Origin of the sequence: Clostridium weizhouense (assembly GCF_019431045.1) — a bacterium.
GTDB lineage: Bacteria > Bacillota > Clostridia > Clostridiales > Clostridiaceae > Clostridium > Clostridium weizhouense.
Genome location: NZ_JAHXPT010000004.1, coordinates 19,221 through 37,250 on the forward strand (window position 1 = coordinate 19,221; position 18,030 = coordinate 37,250).

At 25.5% G+C, this 18,030-nt stretch carries 18 protein-coding genes and 1 riboswitch; of the genes, 2 read left to right on the forward strand and 16 right to left on the reverse strand.

Annotated elements, in window-relative coordinates; translation table 11 throughout:
* Positions 1-13: 13 nt before the first annotated feature.
* The 10 genes from KYD98_RS06295 to KYD98_RS06340 all read right to left on the reverse strand — a co-directional run bounded on the left by KYD98_RS06295 (position 14) and on the right by KYD98_RS06340 (position 9,932).
* Positions 14-712: a hypothetical protein gene (locus tag KYD98_RS06295; RefSeq protein ID WP_219778756.1), complete on the reverse strand. Its 699-nt coding sequence runs from the start codon at positions 710-712 to the stop codon at positions 14-16.
* Positions 709-1,986, reverse strand: a complete 1,278-nt coding sequence (locus tag KYD98_RS06300; protein WP_219778757.1) for a normocyte-binding protein — start codon at positions 1,984-1,986, stop codon at positions 709-711. Before KYD98_RS06300 ends, KYD98_RS06295 begins: the two co-directional genes overlap by 4 nt.
* The gene (locus KYD98_RS06305; RefSeq protein WP_219778758.1) at positions 1,979-3,820 is read right to left on the reverse strand and encodes a PP2C family protein-serine/threonine phosphatase; all 1,842 of its coding nucleotides are present in this window, start codon (positions 3,818-3,820) and stop codon (positions 1,979-1,981) included. The genes KYD98_RS06300 and KYD98_RS06305 overlap by 8 nt, the downstream gene beginning before the upstream one ends.
* A 239-nt stretch (positions 3,821-4,059) precedes the next feature.
* Positions 4,060-4,899 (reverse strand): PP2C family protein-serine/threonine phosphatase, encoded by an 840-nt coding sequence (locus KYD98_RS06310; protein ID WP_219778759.1) that lies wholly within the window; start codon positions 4,897-4,899, stop codon positions 4,060-4,062.
* A gap of 5 nt (positions 4,900-4,904) precedes the next feature.
* Positions 4,905-5,414, reverse strand: coding sequence for an FHA domain-containing protein (locus KYD98_RS06315; protein WP_219778760.1), 510 nt, complete (start codon positions 5,412-5,414; stop codon positions 4,905-4,907).
* Between the two features lie 13 nt (positions 5,415-5,427).
* Positions 5,428-5,985 (reverse strand): FHA domain-containing protein, encoded by a 558-nt coding sequence (locus KYD98_RS06320; protein WP_219778761.1) that lies wholly within the window; start codon positions 5,983-5,985, stop codon positions 5,428-5,430.
* 43 nt (positions 5,986-6,028) lie between these two features.
* Positions 6,029-6,472 carry a J domain-containing protein gene (locus KYD98_RS06325; RefSeq protein ID WP_219778762.1) on the reverse strand — a complete coding sequence of 148 codons (444 nt, stop codon included), beginning with the start codon at positions 6,470-6,472 and terminating at the stop codon, positions 6,029-6,031.
* Positions 6,473-6,833: 361 nt separating this feature from the next.
* The gene (locus KYD98_RS06330; protein WP_219778763.1) at positions 6,834-7,259 is read right to left on the reverse strand and encodes a membrane-associated protease 1; all 426 of its coding nucleotides are present in this window, start codon (positions 7,257-7,259) and stop codon (positions 6,834-6,836) included.
* A gap of 13 nt (positions 7,260-7,272) precedes the next feature.
* Positions 7,273-7,701 carry a membrane-associated protease 1 gene (locus tag KYD98_RS06335; protein WP_219778764.1) on the reverse strand — a complete coding sequence of 143 codons (429 nt, stop codon included), beginning with the start codon at positions 7,699-7,701 and terminating at the stop codon, positions 7,273-7,275.
* 65 nt (positions 7,702-7,766) lie between these two features.
* Positions 7,767-9,932 carry a transcriptional regulator gene (locus KYD98_RS06340; protein WP_219778765.1) on the reverse strand — a complete coding sequence of 722 codons (2,166 nt, stop codon included), beginning with the start codon at positions 9,930-9,932 and terminating at the stop codon, positions 7,767-7,769.
* 793 nt (positions 9,933-10,725) lie between these two features.
* Between KYD98_RS06340 and KYD98_RS06345 the strand changes: the two genes are divergently transcribed.
* Complete coding sequence (locus KYD98_RS06345) at positions 10,726-12,018, forward strand: NCS2 family permease (RefSeq protein ID WP_219778766.1); 1,293 nt, start codon at positions 10,726-10,728, stop codon at positions 12,016-12,018.
* Between the two features lie 345 nt (positions 12,019-12,363).
* Here the strand turns inward: KYD98_RS06345 and KYD98_RS06350 are convergent, their stop codons facing one another.
* Together KYD98_RS06350 and KYD98_RS06355 are read right to left on the reverse strand one after the other, a co-directional pair.
* Positions 12,364-12,969 carry an NUDIX hydrolase gene (locus tag KYD98_RS06350; protein WP_219778767.1) on the reverse strand — a complete coding sequence of 202 codons (606 nt, stop codon included), beginning with the start codon at positions 12,967-12,969 and terminating at the stop codon, positions 12,364-12,366.
* A gap of 207 nt (positions 12,970-13,176) precedes the next feature.
* Complete coding sequence (locus KYD98_RS06355) at positions 13,177-13,413, reverse strand: hypothetical protein (protein WP_219778768.1); 237 nt, start codon at positions 13,411-13,413, stop codon at positions 13,177-13,179.
* 168 nt (positions 13,414-13,581) lie between these two features.
* Between KYD98_RS06355 and KYD98_RS06360 the strand changes: the two genes are divergently transcribed.
* Positions 13,582-13,761 carry a hypothetical protein gene (locus KYD98_RS06360; protein ID WP_219778769.1) on the forward strand — a complete coding sequence of 60 codons (180 nt, stop codon included), beginning with the start codon at positions 13,582-13,584 and terminating at the stop codon, positions 13,759-13,761.
* Positions 13,762-13,997: 236 nt separating this feature from the next.
* Here the strand turns inward: KYD98_RS06360 and ribH are convergent, their stop codons facing one another.
* The 4 genes from ribH to ribD all read right to left on the reverse strand — a co-directional run bounded on the left by ribH (position 13,998) and on the right by ribD (position 17,541).
* Entirely contained in the window at positions 13,998-14,462 is a 465-nt protein-coding gene (gene ribH / locus KYD98_RS06365) for a 6,7-dimethyl-8-ribityllumazine synthase (RefSeq protein ID WP_219778770.1), read from the reverse strand.
* Positions 14,463-14,553: 91 nt separating this feature from the next.
* A complete protein-coding gene (locus tag KYD98_RS06370; RefSeq protein ID WP_219778771.1) occupies positions 14,554-15,747 on the reverse strand; it encodes a bifunctional 3,4-dihydroxy-2-butanone-4-phosphate synthase/GTP cyclohydrolase II in 1,194 nt (397 codons plus the stop codon).
* A gap of 29 nt (positions 15,748-15,776) precedes the next feature.
* Positions 15,777-16,433 (reverse strand): riboflavin synthase, encoded by a 657-nt coding sequence (locus tag KYD98_RS06375; protein WP_219778772.1) that lies wholly within the window; start codon positions 16,431-16,433, stop codon positions 15,777-15,779.
* Positions 16,434-16,449: 16 nt separating this feature from the next.
* Positions 16,450-17,541 (reverse strand): bifunctional diaminohydroxyphosphoribosylaminopyrimidine deaminase/5-amino-6-(5-phosphoribosylamino)uracil reductase RibD, encoded by a 1,092-nt coding sequence (gene ribD, locus KYD98_RS06380; RefSeq protein ID WP_219778773.1) that lies wholly within the window; start codon positions 17,539-17,541, stop codon positions 16,450-16,452.
* A gap of 347 nt (positions 17,542-17,888) precedes the next feature.
* Positions 17,889-18,004: riboswitch (FMN riboswitch) on the reverse strand.
* Positions 18,005-18,030: the final 26 nt, after the last annotated feature.

Genomic DNA, 18,030 nt, shown 5'->3' on the forward strand with positions numbered 1-18,030 from the left:
TCCTCCTATAAATCTATTCAATCATTACTATGTCATTAATTTTCATGGTATTATCAGAACCTAAAATTCCAAAATGCTTATCCCAAAACAAATGAATCTTCATACTTATAGGTAAAAATGTATCTATAATTGCATTTATTTTACCTTTTAGGACTTCATCTTTATATTTACCTAAATAAATATAAAGATCTTTTGGATTTTCTTTATTTAAATACACTGTACTATCTCTAAATATTTTTGATAAAGTTTTATTAAACAGCTGCAATGAAGTTCCTGTTTTATATAATGTTATAAAGCTATTTAAAAATATATCTTTTTCTTCTTTATTAAAGTAAACTATGTTTTTAGCTAACTCTTCTCCATATACATTATTTATTATGTCTTCAAATAAAAACTTTTTATAAAATTCATTTTTATTTAATCCTTGTTTTAAATCTAACTCGCACAAATAGTGAATTAGTATATCAAATAGCACATTTTTTAATTCTGTATTTTCTTTAAAATTAATATTGAACAATTCTTGAAATATCTCTTGAAATCTATAAAAAGCATTTATTTCAATATATTCATCTTGTGGTAATCTATTTGAATTGATATTTGAAATGGATAATTCCATATAAGGACTATATATTTCAGCTTGTTTGAATTTTATTTTTTCTATTGAAATATTTTCTTCTATTGCTTTTATAAAGATGTCATAAATGTAATTCATATTAATCTTCCTTCACATTTATATTCTGGATAAATTAATTGTATTTCTGATGTCAAAAAGCTTAAAATATCATTATTTAAATAGTAATCTTTATCCTTTGCTTCAAAATATAAAACCAAAGATTTTTTAATATTATCTTCTCTTATTTCATCTATTATAAAATCATTAAAATCATACGTTTCTTTACCTAAATCATATTTAACTTCTTCTATTTTTAAATCTCTAAACTCTAAATGTTTTGATACTTGAAATGAATTTATAAGTTTTGCTATTTCACTTTTTGTTTTTATAATATATCTATTATTAAATAAAAATCTATTTGAAAAATTAACATTTTTATAATTACTCATAAGTTCATATTCGTATTTTAAATTATTCTCTTCTTTATAATTTACAATCTTATAAACTGTCCATAAAAATGAATGTGAAATCTTTGAAATTATTTTAATATAATCTTTTTTTATTGTGACATAATCTATACATTCTTTATTAGAATTAATTAAGTAACCATGATTCATTCCCTCTTTTTGAATTGAAATATCATGTTCATAATTTACTTTATCTACGCAAGCTGCTGGAAATCCTGTACATTTTAATTTAATCTCTTTAATATTCCAAAGTGGCACCATATCATATTTTATATATTTATTATAATCACCAAAATCTATGTGAATTTTTATAATTTCTTCTTCTTTATCTATTTGATCTTCACATTTTGTAAGATAAATTTGTGCTATTTTATTAATATATGGCATATTAACTGTTTTCCACATAACATTATTATTTATGAAAGACTTATATAGTGTACTTATTTTTTCTTTATATTCAGTATTTTCTTTTACTTTAAAATAAGCTTTATGAATCTTTTTATTTGTTTCAATTGTTCCTGTTATTTCTAGATTCTCAGATATGAATTTCTTAAACATTCCATAATCGCATTTTAAAAATACATTAAATATTTTAGAATATAGATTATTATTTAAATTATCTATAATTGTTTTTAAATCATATGTTTTTTCCTCAGAATCCTCTTCTATCATTGGAAATAAAAATTCATTAGTTACATCTAAATGTTTTCTATCAATTATTGTGGAATAAACATTGTATTTTTCTTCTAGATATTGTATTTCATCAAAAACTCTTTCTTCTAAATCATTAAATCTCTCTTCGCTATATTGTTCTAATGAAGTAAATACACTATTCATTATTTTTTTTAATAGTACTCTTTCGTTTAAATCATTTATTTCATTTAATTTTTCATAAATTCTATTCATTTTTACCACCTGTACTAGCTATCTCTTTATCTAATACCTTTAATTTTTCATCTATTGATTTTACTTCTTCTGTAAGTCCTACTTGAGTATAAGAATCTTTTGCTAATGTGTATAAAACTTTTGCTGAATTAATATCTCCTTTAACATATCTTTCATTAGCTTCATTTAAATATATATCTCCTTCAGCTTTTGTTTGCGATTGACTTTCTATCTTTTTATCCATAAGAGATATCTTTTCTTCTAACTCATTTGCTAAACTATTTGAATTTATTTTTTCAAAAGCTTCTTTGGCTAAAGCATAATACATCTTTGCTCCAACAAAATCTCCTGCTATATACTGCGTATCACCATTTTTTCTAAGGTCTATAGCTTTGCTTTGAAGATCATCCTCTTCTTTTTTAGCTTTTTCTTCTTTTTCCTTATTTTTTTCTTCTTCTTCTTTTGCTTTTTCTTCCTCAGCTTTAGCCTTTTCTTCTTCTTGTTTTTGTGCTTCTGCTTCTTTACCTTGCTTTTCATATATTTCTTTAAGTTTATCTATAGCTTCTTGTTTTTCATCTTTTAAATAATAATTTGAAGCAAGTCTTTTAGCCTCTAAATAATTTACTTCTGCCTCTGCTACTTTTCCAGCTTCCAACTGACTATCTGCAAGCTCTAAAAGATCAGCAACACTTATACATGTTTTAGCTATATCTATTTTCTTTAAAATATACTCTCTTGCATTATCATCAACATCTTCCCCTTTTTTCATTGCTAATAAGTACTGATCTAATGCCTCATTATATTTCTTTTCTTCAAGCTTTTTATCACCTTCAAGTATTATTTCTGTATATTTGCATTCTCCATCTATTTCTTTTATGTCATTTTTAAGTTTATATTTATTAGCTATTTTTAATGCTTCCTCATATTTTGAATTTGCCTTTTCAATATGTTCATTTTTTATGTATCCAGCTGCTTCAGTTACATAATTATTCATAGATGCAATTTCTTCTCGTTTTTTATTTTGCTTTATATTAAATACTACTAATGCTATAACTAAAACTATAATTATTGGAATTGCTGCAAACAAAATTTTCTTTATCATAGCTTTTTTCTTTGGATTTATATATGCCTTTTCAACAAATGTCACGGCTAACGTGTAGTTTTCTAACTTATTTAATTGCTTTGATAAAATCATATCTTCAACTCTATCAGCAACTTCTTGTGGCTTTGTTGCTCCTTCTAAGGCATCTTCTATTTCTTTTTCATCACAATTTTCCCATATACCCTTTGTAAGTAATGTAAATACATCTCCATCATTAAGTTTTATTTTTTTAGATATAAATGGTGAGCTTAATTTATTTTCTCCTAAGTAACAAGAAAGATTATTTCTCTCTATATGCTTAGCTGCCTTATCTAAAGCTATGATTTCTTTATCACTAAGTTCTTGTGTTAAAGATAAATCCTTACTTCTTTCTTTTAAGTATCCATCCTTAAAAAAGTAAAATCTTGAATTACCTATAACGATGTATCTAACTTTACTATAATTAGTTATTGCTATTGTCATAGAAGCTTTAAGTCTTACATTTTTACTTACACTTACTATTTCTTCATTAACCTTATTTAAGTATTTTTTTAATGTAAATTTATTCATAGTAGGATTTTGTGTAAATAATTTAATAAATGTTGTTACTGCAATTTGAGCTGTTTCATTTTTCGTGTCATTATCAATTCCATCTGCAATAGCATAACATCCAAATTTATCAAGCTCTACATATGCAAAATAATCCTTATTTTGAAGATACGTTCCTTCTTCTGATATAAAGCTTGTCTTAAATTTTGAATTTAATTTTCTCATTTGTCTCACCCTAACTTATTAAAATGTGCTTATTTTCACTCTATGTTTTAAGTAATAGTCAAAAGTGAGAATCCAAATTTTATATTTGGTTCTTCGAACTTTCACAGAGTGCAATTTCATATTTTGTCCCTAGAACTTACTGGACGAATGTATATGAGTCAAGTTTCTTATTTCAGCCTTGTCCATGAGCTTTATATTACAATATCAATACTATTTTAAAACATAGTATCTCACTTAATTTAAATATTCTTTTTTATAATTATTATGCTTCCATTATGAGTATTTTCATGCTCTTCTATTTCATCTATGATTTTATTTAAAGCCGTATTTATATCTTTTTTATTTTTATTTAATATATTCTCAAAATCTACCCATCTTATTTCTTCATAAATTCCTTTGCTCATAATCAAAAGTAAATCATTTTTTTCTAATTTAATACTATCAATTTTCATTTCTACACTATTAAGATTTTCTTGCCCAAGGTAATATAAAACCTTTTTGTTGTTTAAAACTTTAAGTGCTTCTATTTTTTCTAGTTTTCCTTCATAATATTTTTGTTTTGCCACCTCATTCATACAATGACCTTCACTTAATTTTATAAGTTGACCTTTTCTAAAAATAGCTAACATTAAATTTCCTAAAGATGTATAATACAAATTTTCTTGATCAATAATTGTCATTAAAATGCTTGTACCACCTTTATTTTTTTCTACTCTTTTAAGTATTTCATTATTTGCTTTATTAATAGATTTTTTAAAAAAGTAACTTACGTTTGCATTACTATATTCTTTCAAAAATAAATTTGATATTATTTTTACAGCAGTAATACTAGAAATTCTTCCTGCTTCATTTTTTCCTAACCCATCACCCATAACAGTTAAAAGTACATTATTTTTTTCTTTTATATTAAAGTAATCTTCTTGTATTTCTTCATAACCTGTATGCGAATATTTAACTAAACTTATATTTTCTTTATTCATAATTTTAAATAATATATGCTTTATTACACATAATAAAAATAATAATATTATCAATATAAATACTGCTTCTTTTGAATCATATCTACTTATAAATAACATTTAAATTACCTCTGTTCTTTATCTTGCCATTCAAAATGCTCTCCACAAAACGGTACAAATAAAAATTTACTCTTTCCAAGTTCTATAACATCATAAGTTGAAAGCTGTGTTGGCATATAGACTGGTTCATTATTTAAATAAGCAATACCTGAAGAATCACCTGGAAGTAACACATTATTTTTCTTCTTTGGATCATATACTACAACTGCATGATTTCTACTTGTTATATAATTATCTCCAATTATTTGTATATCCATATCATCAGCTCTACCAATAAAATTTTTTCCATTCTTTATCTTGTAATCTTTTCCAACTCTACAGCCTTCAATGCATACAAGCCATCCACAAACCGGCTCTATTTCTTGGTATAAAAGGTTTGTTTCTACTTCTTCTACTTCTGGTACAAGTTCTTTTTTGTTTTCTTTTTTACTTGTATCTATATTGCAATAAGGGCATATTGGACCATAGCGTCTTTCACTAAACATATGACCATTTTGACATCTAATTAATGACATATAATCACTCCATTCATCTAAGTAATAATTTCACTTTTGAAATAAATATAATGTCTCCTCTTTTTAAGCTACAAGGAGTATTTTTTACAAGTCTATATTTTTTACCATCATCTATTTTTTGTATACAAACACCACTTTCTATAGATAAATCTTCTATATACCATGTTCCAGCAGCATAATTTAATACAGCATGATTATCTTCAACTAACGTTGAATAAATAGATTTATTTAAATCTACCAATACTTCATTCTCTCCATTACTCTTTCCAATAATAAAAGAAATTTTTTCTTTTATTGACCATTGATTTATAATTTCATTGTCTTCATTTACTAATTCAATACTACTTATATTGTTGCTTTTCTCTATATAATTTTGATTGTGTATTCTTTTATATAAATTTATAAATATAAAAATTCCTAATATAATTAATAAACCTAAAAGTATTCCTTTAAGTTCATTTGACTCTATTGTTATATAAATTATTCCAAATATTAACGTTATAATTATCCCTATAAAGACATTTATTAATTGAATACTAAACATTAATTTGTTATTTTGATTATTTTTCAAAGTAACCACTCCATTACTTTTTAATACTTTAGGTAAATTTTTTTTATTTCTTTAAATTAAAAAAACTATTAAACATATTACTTGTATCAATAGGATTTTTATTATTTTTTAATTTACTCCTATCAATATCATCACTATTTGCATTAAATCCAAAAAAACTTTCAAAATATTGATTTAACTCATTTAAAGCATCACCTTTATTAAAGTTTTCTTTAGATTTAGCTTGTGATTTTTTGCTACTATTTTTGCCATCACTTTTTTTACTATTAGAATTATGTTGATTTAACTTCTTATCATATTCCTCTCTAGATGACTCATTTCCTAAAATCTCATATGCCTCATTTATTTGTTGAAACATCTCTATTGCATCTTTATTATCTTTATTTTTATCTGGATGATACTTTTTTGCTAGAGTTCTAAAGGCTTTTTTTATTTCATCTTTATTAGCACTTTCTGAAACTCCAAGTATTTTATAATAATTTTTCACTTTATCACTCGCTTTTCACTTAAATTAAAGCATATTTTAAACATATGCTTATATCAGGATGTAACTCATTTCAATATTTCTAAGTTTAATTTCTTTCTATTTTTACTTATTCATATATTAAACTTTTTTCAAAATTTGAACTTAAATTAAAATTTTATTTTTATATTATCTTTTAATTTTTATAGACTAATATTGAAATATTTTAGTATACTATAATTAATGATGCTGAAGGTATATGTAAAACTAAAATACTTATTCTTATTTTAAAAAAGTTGCATTTGAGGATTTAAATTATTAGTGAATCCAATTTAAATCCTCTGCAACTATAATAAAACTATATTTTAGTAATTTAAGGCATTAATTAAGCACTATATCCGCCTTCAATTGTAACTTGAGTTAGCTTGTCTTTCTTTTGTCTAACTACAAGTGTAAATGTACCAATACCTTCAGTATCACCAAAGTTTTCTTTGTAATCTACAACGAAAGCATTAGGATAAGTAATCTTTCTTATAATTTGATCAGCTGAAATAACTTCTACTGTTAACTTTCTATAACAATCAGCTTTTTCTGCTGGCACTAAAGACCAAAGTCCCATTTGTCTTGTGCTATCAAATGGATCTCCATCTACAGCTGTTAATATTTTTCCTGTTATAGTCATTGTGCTTCCTACGTCTTTTGAACGTGCATTAGCATCTTTTGGTGTATCTGTTGTAAACTTTACTGTTTCAACACTTTCAATACTTAAATCAATTGTTTCTGCGCCTTCAATTTTTACTCTAAATCCCATTTTTTAATTCCTCCTATTCTTGTCCAAATCCACCTTCAAATTTTACAAGTGCAGTTTTGTCTTTCTTTTGTTTTGCACATAATGTGAAAGTACCAATACCCTCACAGTCACCAAAACTTTCTTCATAATCTACAACAAATGCATTAGGTAATGTTATTTGTCTTACAACTTGTGATGCTGAAATAACATCTACCTTTATGCTTCTGTAACAATCAGCTTTTTCTGCTGGTACAAGAGACCATTGTGCTAATTTCATAGTACTATCAGCAGCCTCTCCTCCTACTGGAGTTAATATTTTTCCTGTAATAACTAGTGTTGTACCTTGGTCTGTAGAACGGGCATTTGAATCATCTGGTGTATCAGTTTTAAATTCTACTGTTTCAACACTTTCAATGCTTAAATCAATAGTTTCTGCACCTTCAACTTTTACTTTAAATCCCATTTTGTCATCTCCCTTTTTATAATTTTTTTATAATTAAAATAGATATTTATTAATATCTATTAGAATTAGCTAGCTTCACTTCTAGTAATTTCAACTTCAAGATTTTTAATATTTCCATTAAATACAAGATCAATATTACATGTTCCACTCTTATCATTTATAACAAAGTTTATGTCATCTCCATCTTGTATTATTGCATTAATGAATTCTTTATTATTCATCCATTTGCTCTTAACGCTACTTGGATTATTACTAAAGAATTTAACTATATTATCTTCTTTAAAATCATTTGTATAGAATCTTAGCATTCTTTCTATATAAGTTGTAACTAAAGTCTTATACATTGATTCAAAATCATTTTCAGTTGCTTGAAGGCTTCTTGCCTTATAAACTGTAATTTGTTTTATATCTTTACCTTGAAATTTAGCATTTTCTGATGAGAATACAAATCCAAAGTTCTTTCTATTTATTGAATTTTTGATTTCATTAGTAAATCCTGATATTTCTTTTGCTAAAGTTGAAGTAACTCTTAATGAATTATCTCCAGATTCAATATCAAATCTTACTCCTGGATAATCAAAAAATACATTACCATAATATTCTTTTAAGTATTCTGGACATTGATATGATGCAACTATTCCAGCTGCAATATATGAACTTCCAATATATACTCCTTCAATCCATAATTTAAATAAATCTTCTTTTGCTTTTGATAATTCTGCATTTCCTTCATCTGTCATAAGCATTTTACTATCAAGTATTACACCTGATTTTTCCTTTGGAATTATCGTAAAGTTTGGAACACATGGAATGGCGAATTCGCTGTATGTTTGTCTCATAAGAGGGGCACATCTATCCATAAATTTGTCTATTCCTGCTGTTGCTACATGATTGAATGTAGTATCTTCTCTTGCTTCAAAGCTGAAGAAAATTTGAACTCTATATTTTTGAACTGTATTAAGAAGTAAAGATAGGTTTTCCATAGTATTACATTCTGTTTTTTCAACTTTTTTGTTTCCCTTAAATCTTTCTCTCTTAGCTCCACTTTTGTTTTGTCCTTCTAATTCAATTGATGGAACTATTCCAAACCAAATTGTATTATCAAAATCATTTTTATCATTTACAGTACTTAAATATGCTTCAAGCCTTGGTAAATTAGCTGAATTTACTAGTCTGTCAAGTTTATTGTTTGTAACAAGTAATGTTGGTCTCATTCCTTTATTTTTTGTTTTATATTGATCAAAGAACATTTTTACACCAACAATTTTTTCTATTAATGGTTTAACAGTTTTTATAAAATCATCTTTAGAATTTTTATAGAATTCAAGATATGTATTATAATTTTCTACTTCACGTTCTACATCTATTTGGCTTTCCATTGTAGATGCAAGTGGGCAAAAAGTTCTAACTACTAAACTCTTTACATAATCAGATTTTGTTTCATTAACTTCATCATAATCATCTTCAAAAGCTTCAATTAATCCTACATTAGCATTATCATCTATTGCAATTAATGATTTTTCTTCACTCTTAGGAGCTTCAAGAACTTTAAGTTCACCATCTTCTCCCATACTTAATACACCTATTTTTAATGCTTCTCCACCATTTTGACTTTCATCTTTTCCTAATAACAATCTTGTTTTTATATCTTCAATAGCTAATGGAAGCATAGCCATTATATTATTATAATTTTCACTAGCATTTTCAAATAAATTATTTAATTTATCTCCTAAATCTAATTTACTTGGATTTTCATCATCTAATTCATCATATTTGCTATATAAATATTGTATTTCTTTTCTTGATTGTCTTATATCATCCATTACTTTTTTTGGAGAAATCATATCTAATAAATTTTCAAATTTAAAATCTACATTAGCTATTCCTTGAGCACTTTTTGTATCTATTAAAGTGAATAGCATTTTTAGAAAATCATTTGATTGATTTATTGGTATTTCTGTCACAAAATTATCTGAAAGATTTTCAGGTTTTTTTAATGTGTACATTACCTTTTGGTTTGTTGCATTATAAAACGAATATACAACTGGTGAGAATTTATCTAAAAATTCATCAAAACTACTTACTAAAAAATTTTCATTAATTTCTTTTATCTGATCATCATTTAAGCTAGTTAAGCCTTTAGTATCTCCAATTACAGAAATCAAATCTAATCTTTCAGGATTTATTTCCTCAAATAATATTGTCCTATTCGTTTGTTGGATAACATCCATAATCTAATTTCCTCCCATATATTTTTATTTATTATTAGAGTATAAAGAGAGTTCTTTTAACCCTTATTAAACTATTTATAAAATTTTTAAATAACTAAATAATTCAATTATTTTAATATTGTCTAAAGCTTGTTTAATGCTTGTATTTTTGTTTTCGTACAATTTTTTCCTTACTTTACCTTTTATTGTTACTTTTTAGAATTTATTGAAAAAAAGGTATTCATTTTATCAATTTGTTATTTTTTTCTTCAATTTACTGTAATATTTTTGTTATAGTGTTAATTAACAAAAATGTATTTTTTTATGATTTTATTATTAATTGTATAAAATCTACTTAATAATATCGTTATTTTTTATAATTAATATAAAAATAAATAAGGTGAATTTTTCTAAATTAAAATTCACCTTATTTATTTAAATTTAGTTTTAAAAATTTATATAAATTTAGAGTAATTTTTCTTTTTATTTTTTATAAAAACATCATATAATTCCTAAATTTTATTTTTATCATTTCTACGTTTTATTTTTACAAAAACAAAAAAGTTATTCCTTAATATTAAATATAAAAACAATTTTAAATTTTGATTTAAACAATGATAAATTCCTTTTAAAGTAACCCATTTTTATAAAATAATTTCAAATAATAATATAAATCTACATAATAACCATTAAAAATTATATGTATTTTACAATTTATATAATTTTAAAGTTGCAAAATTTCTTATGGATGATATAATATACTTGCACTTTTGTGCGGGTGGGTGAGGGAGCTTTTGAAAGTCAGGTTGAAAGGATGAACAAATTTTTTAAACTAAAAGAACACAATTCTACAGTTAGGAGGGAAACTATTGCCGCTTTAACATCATTTTTTGCAGCAGTATACATTATAATTGTCAATGCTAGTATACTAAGTGATTCAGGTATAGATCTTGAACCATTGATTATTTCTACTGTATTTGCTTCATTGATTGGATGTCTTTTGGCAGGTTTCATTAGTAACGCTCCTCTAATCATTATGCCCGGAATGGGAATCAATGCATTATTTACTTATACTATTGTAAATACTCTAGGTCTTACATTTTACGAAGGATTAGCCACAGTAATTGTTGCTGGTGTTTTATTTGTTATAATAACGCTTACACCACTTGCAAATACTATAACTGAATCTATTCCTAATAATTTAAAAGAAGCCATAACCGTAGGTATTGGACTTTTTATAACTCTTATAGGTTTAGGTAAATCAGGTCTTATAGTCTCTGATCCTTCTACAATATTAAAACTTGGAAATATTACAAGCCCTCAAGTTATTGCATTTTTTATTATCATGATTATAACTTTGATATTATTTATCAAGAATGTACCAGGTGGATTTTTAATTTCAATTATTCTAGGTACAATTATATCTATATTTATGGGAATTGTAGATACAAGTAATCTTACTTTTTCTCTTCCAGATTTCGGAGCATATAAAAATATATTCTTTAATCCAGATTTTTCTGGAATAGCTAGTGTGAATTTTGGGATAGCTACATTCTCATTAACATTGGTATTAATATTTGAAAATATAGGGCTATTACATGGCCAAGTCATTGGTTTATTAAATGCTCCTGAAAAAAATCCAAAAGCATTATCTGCTGTTGCATTTTCTGTTATTGCATATGGATTTCTTGGGACTAGTCCTCCAGTTTCTACTGTAGAAGGAGCTGCTGGAATAGCTGCTGGTGGAAAAACAGGATTAACTTCAATAATAACTGGATTGCTATTTTTAGCTTCAATATTTTTTATACCATTTATATCAATAATTCCAAATGCAGCATTATCTCCAATACTTATTATTATTGGTTGCTTAATGTTTCAAAACTTAAAACATTTGAATTTTGATGATTTAACAGAGCTACTTCCAGCTTTTATAACAATAATTTTAATTCCATTAACTTATAGTATTGTAGATGGAATAGCCTTTGGGTTTATTTTATACCCTATATGTAAAATAGCTACTAATAAAAGAAAAGATATTTCTATTTGTATGTATATTATATCTTCAATTTTTCTTTTATATTTTTTAATCCAAGGATTTATTCATTAATTACAAGGCACATTAGAATAGATTAATAAATTAACTTTTTATTTTTTTGATTGTGTCTATATAAAAGGAGTATATCAAAACATCTTTATGTATTTGATATACTCATCTCTTTATTTTAAATAATTATTATATTTTAAATGAATTTTTCTGTTATATGCCTTGAACTTGGTACTCCTTGAAAGTATAACAAATTCTAACCCTCAGTTTGAAATTAGTTTCATCTGAGACTAAAAACTTTGTTTATACTACAATACAAACTTTTGCTTAAAACATAACTTAAACATTGATTTTTTCAATTTGTATTTCTTAACAAATGCTATGTAGTATCAAAATTTATTCTTAGAGCTAATCAAACATTTTTTCTCCTAATTTTGCAAAACTTTGTAATACTAAAAAGCATTTTACATCTATTTTTTTATCACTTTTTACAAACTCTCTTGCTTCCTCTTGGGATATAAACATAGCTTCAATATCCTCATCCTCTTCAAGATATTCTTTTGAAAAATCCCCTTCACAAGTGCAATATACAAATGCTAAAGCTTCATCTGTCATTCCAGGAGAAATATATAATTTTTCTTTACTATTTTCTTTAATTTCTAACATTGTAAGTCCTGTTTCTTCTTTAAGTTCTCTACTAACAGTAGTCTTTATATCCTCTCCTGGATCAACAAGCCCTGCTACCAATTCATAAACATAATCATTTATAGGAACTCTATATTGTTTTATTACAACTAGTTTCTTTAATTGTTTATGAAAAGCAACTATAACTACTCCATCAATATTATCATTTTTCCTATTAAAATAAGTATCCTTTAATACTTCTTCACTTTTTCTCGATGCAATAATCCAATTTTTAAGATTACCCATTTTATTTTTATACTTAACATTATATAGATTTAAAAATTTAGTATTAGCTATTTTTTTTAATTTAATTATTCTATTTTCTTTCATACTTTCTCTCCCTTTGTATTTTGCTTATAAATTATAATAAAAGAATTGCTAAATCAAAATATATAAAGCTGTCCACATTCTCATTTATCTGCCCTTTTAATACATACAGAATTAATATAGTATACAAATATATTTTATCTTTTATTCCATAATTTATATATATTAAATTATACTACTCTTTCTTCCTTATGATAATATATAAATAACCTACTCCCATTCAATTACTAATATTTTTAGCTCACCTTCTTTAATAGATACCTTATATCCACTATTCATAAGCCAGGTTGCTAATTCTGTAACCATTTTATTTTTTATTTCATCATTTTCATTTATTGCAAAAACAGCTGAAACCTTATTTACTCCTGCTTTTTTCCCTTTTTGTATATTTTCTAATATTACTTTTTTATTTTCACTAAATTTTCTATCATATTGTTCTAAATTCATATAACCCTCTCCTAAAACATAGTATACCCATATAATTTTATGATAATATTTCATAAATATTACCTTTCTAAGTAAATTGGTTATAGATTTAATTTATATTATTTTTAATACTATAATTTCAATACTTGGTAACACTAAAACTATTATAAGAAAGGAGTATTTTTTAATATGGATAAAACACAAAAAATTATTGATTCATTACATGTTCAACAAAAGTCTTGTACAAATTGTGCTAAGCCTTCAAAAGAACCTAATGATGGATATTTTATTGAGAAAGATCATAATGACAGTTTTAGTTCTGAAGGAACTACTAGATATGGTGAAGAACAAGATGCTGATGACCTATAATAAAAAAGTGTCTCCTTTTAAAATTCTTTAAAAGGGACACTCTCTTTTCTATTAATATTAACAAATTCTATTAAAGATATCTTTATTCAATTTAAATTGTTCCTTCTTATATTTACTATGTTTTTAACTATCACTTTTTTATAAACTATATAAAAGAAAATAGTAAACAAATATACTATAATCTATTTATGCATGGTTTTTATTTTTATATATTTTTCAACAGACCATTTTTAATATTATTTTAATGTATTAATTAAATTAGCCATTTCTATAGCTGATACTGCACAATCATATCCTTTATTTCCTGCTTTAGTTCCTGCTCTTTCAATAGCTTGTTCTATAGTATTAGTTGTAAGTATTCCAAACATCACTGGTTTTTCTGCTTCTAGTGAAACACTAGCTATACCTTTTGATACTTCCGCACAAACATAATCATAATGTGATGTAGAACCTTTTATTACTGCACCTAAGCATATTACTCCATCATATTTGGGATTTTTCGCCATCTTTTTAGCTATTAATGGAATTTCAAATGCACCCGGTACCCAAGCTATATCTATATCTTCTTCATTAACTCCATGTCTTTTAAGACCATCTAATGCACCATCTAAAAGTTTACTTCCTATAAATTCATTAAATCTTCCCACTATTATTCCAAATTTCAATCCTTCTGCAACTAATTTTCCTTCAAATGTATTCATTTTTTATTCCTCCAATTTATAATACTTTTAATTATTTATAATTTATTTATATGTTTTAAAATATCAACGTTCACTTAAAATATAGTTAAATTTATATATTTAATAAATGATTCATTCTTTCTTTTTTAGTTTTTAAATAAAATTCATCACTTTTATTTAATGGCATTTCAACTGGAACTCTCTCTACAACATTAATTCCGTTTTCTTTAAGTCCTTCTATCTTTTCAGGATTATTAGTAATTAATCTTATCTTATTTACGCCTAAATTCTTTAGCATATCAGAACTTGCTTTATAATCTCTTAAATCTGGTGCAAATCCTAATGCTAAGTTTGCATCTACTGTATCTAATCCTTCATCTTGAAGTGAATATGCCTTTAATTTATTTAAAAGTCCTATTCCTCTTCCTTCTTGCTTCATGTATAAAAGTATTCCTCTTCCTTTATTAGCTATCATTTTCATAGAAGCCTCATATTGTTCTCCACAGTCACACTTTCTTGAGCCTAAACTATCTCCAGTTAAACATTCTGAATGTACTCTAACTAAAACTGGTTCTTCTTTTGTTATATCCCCTTTAATTAAAGCTAAATGACATTTTTCTGTCCCTTTTTCTTTAAATGCTACTACTTTAAAATCCCCAAATTTAGTTGGAAGATTTGCTTCAACTTCTTTTTTTACAACACTTTCATTCTCTAATCTATATTTTACTAAAGATTCTATAGTTAAAATTTTAATATCATGCTCTTTTGAAAATTCAATTAAATCGTCTCTTCGTGCCATTGTTCCATCATCTTTTATTATTTCACATATTGCAGCAGCGCCCTTAAATCCTGCAAGTTTTGATAAATCTACTGAAGCTTCTGTATGACCTATTCTTTCAAGTACCCCTCTTTTTTTCGCAATAAGTGGAAATACATGACCAGGTCTTCTAAAATCATTCAGATTATTACTTTCTACTAATTTATTTATTGTATGCGCCCTCTCAAATGCTGAAATTCCAGTTGTTGTATCTATATAATCAACAGATACTGTAAATGCTGTTTCATGATTATCTGTATTCTTTTCTACCATCGGATTTAATCCTAATTTAATAGCTATCTCCTCCTCTACTGGTGCACATAAAAGCCCTTTTGCATATTTAATCATGAAATTTATATTTTCTCCTGTAGCTTTTTCTGCTGGAATTACTAAATCACCTTCGTTTTCTCTACCTTCATCATCAACAATGATTACCATCTTGCCTTCTTTAAAGTCCTTTATACATTCTTCTACACTACTAAATTTCAATTTTATCACCTCATAAAAATATTTTTTATTTAAAACCCATTTTCTCTTAAAAACTCCAAGGTTATATTACTTTTACTCTTCACATTTTCTGCTTCATCTTTTTTAGGTATTAACTTTTCTATATATTTTCCTACTACATCACACTCTAAGTTAACAAGTGATTCTAACTTTTTATCACATAAAATTGTATTTTCTAATGTATGTGGTATTACAGATACTTTAAATGTATTATCATCTACATAAGCAACTGTTAAACTTATCCCATCAATTGATATGGATCCTTTATATATGATGTACTTTAATACTTCTTTAGATGATGATATTGTAAACCATGTACCATCTTCTCTTTTATCAATTGATACTATCTTACCAATACCATCTATATGTCCACTTACAATATGTCCTCCAAACCTATCTTCTAACTTCATAGCTCTTTCAAGGTTAATCTTATCTCCAATTTTTAAAATTCCTAAAGTACTCTTATCTAAAGTTTCGCCCATAATATTAGCTTTAAATGAAGAACTAGTCATCTCTAAAACAGTAAGACATACTCCATTTGATGCTATACTATCGCCTATTTTTGTTCCTTCTAAAACTTTATTTGCATTAATTTCTATTAATCCAAAACCTCCATTTAAAGTAAGTGATTCTACTCTACCTACCTCTTCAATAATCCCAGTAAACATTTCTTTTAATCCCCCTTTATTTACTGTTTTTTATATAGCCTTCTATAACTATCTCATTACCTATATTTTTATAAGTTAAACTCTTTAAATTTACAGCATTACTTAATCTCCTAAATCCCTCTCCACCTATGCTTCCTTTGCTATTTACTCCTCCTATAATCTTAGGAGCAATATAAAATCTAACTTTATCCACTATTCCTTGTTGTAGTGAAGAAAAATTAATTTCTCCTCCACCTTCTATTAAAATTGAATCTATTTGAATTTTTCCAAGTTCAATCATAAGATCTTTTAAATCAACTTTTTTATTTTTATCTCTTACCTGAATAACCTTAATTTCTTCTTTTAACAATTGTTGCATCTTTATTTTATCAGCATACCTAGTTGTAGCTACTATTGTGAGTGCATCTTTATTTTTTATTACTTTAGAATTCATAGGAATTCTTAGCTTACTATCTAAAATAATTCTTACAGGATTTCTTCCATTATCAATTCTGCATGTAAGATTGGGATCATCATTAATAATCGTATTTACACCAACCATAATAGCTGATAATTTTTTTCTTAATATATGACCATCTTTTCTTGCTTCTTCTGAAGTAATCCATTTAGATTCACCTGTAGATGTAGCTATTTTTCCATCTAGTGAAGTAGCACTTTTTAAAACTACAAAAGGAAGTTTTGATGTAATATATTTAATAAATATCTCATTAAGTTCTCTACACTCTTTTTCTCTTATTCCAACTACTACTTCGATACCGTTTTCTTTCAATTTTTCAATACTTTTTCCTGCTACTAGTGGATTAGGGTCTAACATCCCTATTACTACTTTTTGAAACTTGTTTTTAATTATTAAATCAACACACGGTGGTGTTTTTCCATAATGATAACAAGGCTCTAATGTAACATAAATTGTACTTCCTTCTAGTATTTCAGTAGAATTTTCAACTGCATTTACTTCTGCATGTGGCCCTCCATAGTATTCATGATACCCTTGAGCTATTATTTTTCCATTTTTCACTATTACAGCACCAACTAATGGATTAGGATTTACTTTTCCTATACCTTTTTTAGCTAAATCTATAGCTAAGTCCATATAATTTTCATTCATCTTCTCACCCACTTTAATATTACTTATTTAGTTTTATCTATATTTAATTTTTTAAACTATATTTTAATATAAATTATCTTCTAATTTGAATTATTCTAATTTTAGGTACATTCAAAAAAACCTCTGAAGTTTTAAATATCTTCAGAGGTTTATAAACAAACACATTTAATCAATCATTAAATTATTTAAAATAGTTTTAAATAATTTACTCTACCTAAAATAAACTAATGCTTAAATTAATATTTTATAAATTAAAAACCCTGAACTCTAAATTTTAAGTTCAGGGAATAAAACATTCTAAATAACATAGCTAAAAACCTAATAATAATTTAATTAGATTGATATATCATTCTCTTCTTTCATCCAGACTTTACTGTCGGCTTCGGAATTTAACCGAATCTGCTAAAAATAGCTCGCGGGCTTTACCGCCGGTAGGGAATTTCACCCTGCCCTGAAGATAATTTATTTAATTATATTTTCATATTATCA

Coding starts and splice junctions, on each gene's coding strand:
- KYD98_RS06295 (WP_219778756.1), bottom strand. CDS start 712: ATGAATTACATTTATGACATCTTTATAAAAGCAATAGAAGAAAATATT.
- KYD98_RS06300 (WP_219778757.1), bottom strand. CDS start 1,986: ATGAATAGAATTTATGAAAAATTAAATGAAATAAATGATTTAAACGAA.
- KYD98_RS06305 (WP_219778758.1), bottom strand. CDS start 3,820: ATGAGAAAATTAAATTCAAAATTTAAGACAAGCTTTATATCAGAAGAA.
- KYD98_RS06310 (WP_219778759.1), bottom strand. CDS start 4,899: ATGTTATTTATAAGTAGATATGATTCAAAAGAAGCAGTATTTATATTG.
- KYD98_RS06315 (WP_219778760.1), bottom strand. CDS start 5,414: ATGTCATTAATTAGATGTCAAAATGGTCATATGTTTAGTGAAAGACGC.
- KYD98_RS06330 (WP_219778763.1), bottom strand. CDS start 7,259: ATGGGATTTAGAGTAAAAATTGAAGGCGCAGAAACAATTGATTTAAGT.
- KYD98_RS06335 (WP_219778764.1), bottom strand. CDS start 7,701: ATGGGATTTAAAGTAAAAGTTGAAGGTGCAGAAACTATTGATTTAAGC.
- KYD98_RS06340 (WP_219778765.1), bottom strand. CDS start 9,932: ATGGATGTTATCCAACAAACGAATAGGACAATATTATTTGAGGAAATA.
- KYD98_RS06345 (WP_219778766.1), top strand. CDS start 10,726: ATGAACAAATTTTTTAAACTAAAAGAACACAATTCTACAGTTAGGAGG.
- KYD98_RS06350 (WP_219778767.1), bottom strand. CDS start 12,969: ATGAAAGAAAATAGAATAATTAAATTAAAAAAAATAGCTAATACTAAA.
- KYD98_RS06355 (WP_219778768.1), bottom strand. CDS start 13,413: ATGAATTTAGAACAATATGATAGAAAATTTAGTGAAAATAAAAAAGTA.
- KYD98_RS06360 (WP_219778769.1), top strand. CDS start 13,582: ATGGATAAAACACAAAAAATTATTGATTCATTACATGTTCAACAAAAG.
- ribH (WP_219778770.1), bottom strand. CDS start 14,462: ATGAATACATTTGAAGGAAAATTAGTTGCAGAAGGATTGAAATTTGGA.
- KYD98_RS06375 (WP_219778772.1), bottom strand. CDS start 16,433: ATGTTTACTGGGATTATTGAAGAGGTAGGTAGAGTAGAATCACTTACT.
- ribD (WP_219778773.1), bottom strand. CDS start 17,541: ATGAATGAAAATTATATGGACTTAGCTATAGATTTAGCTAAAAAAGGT.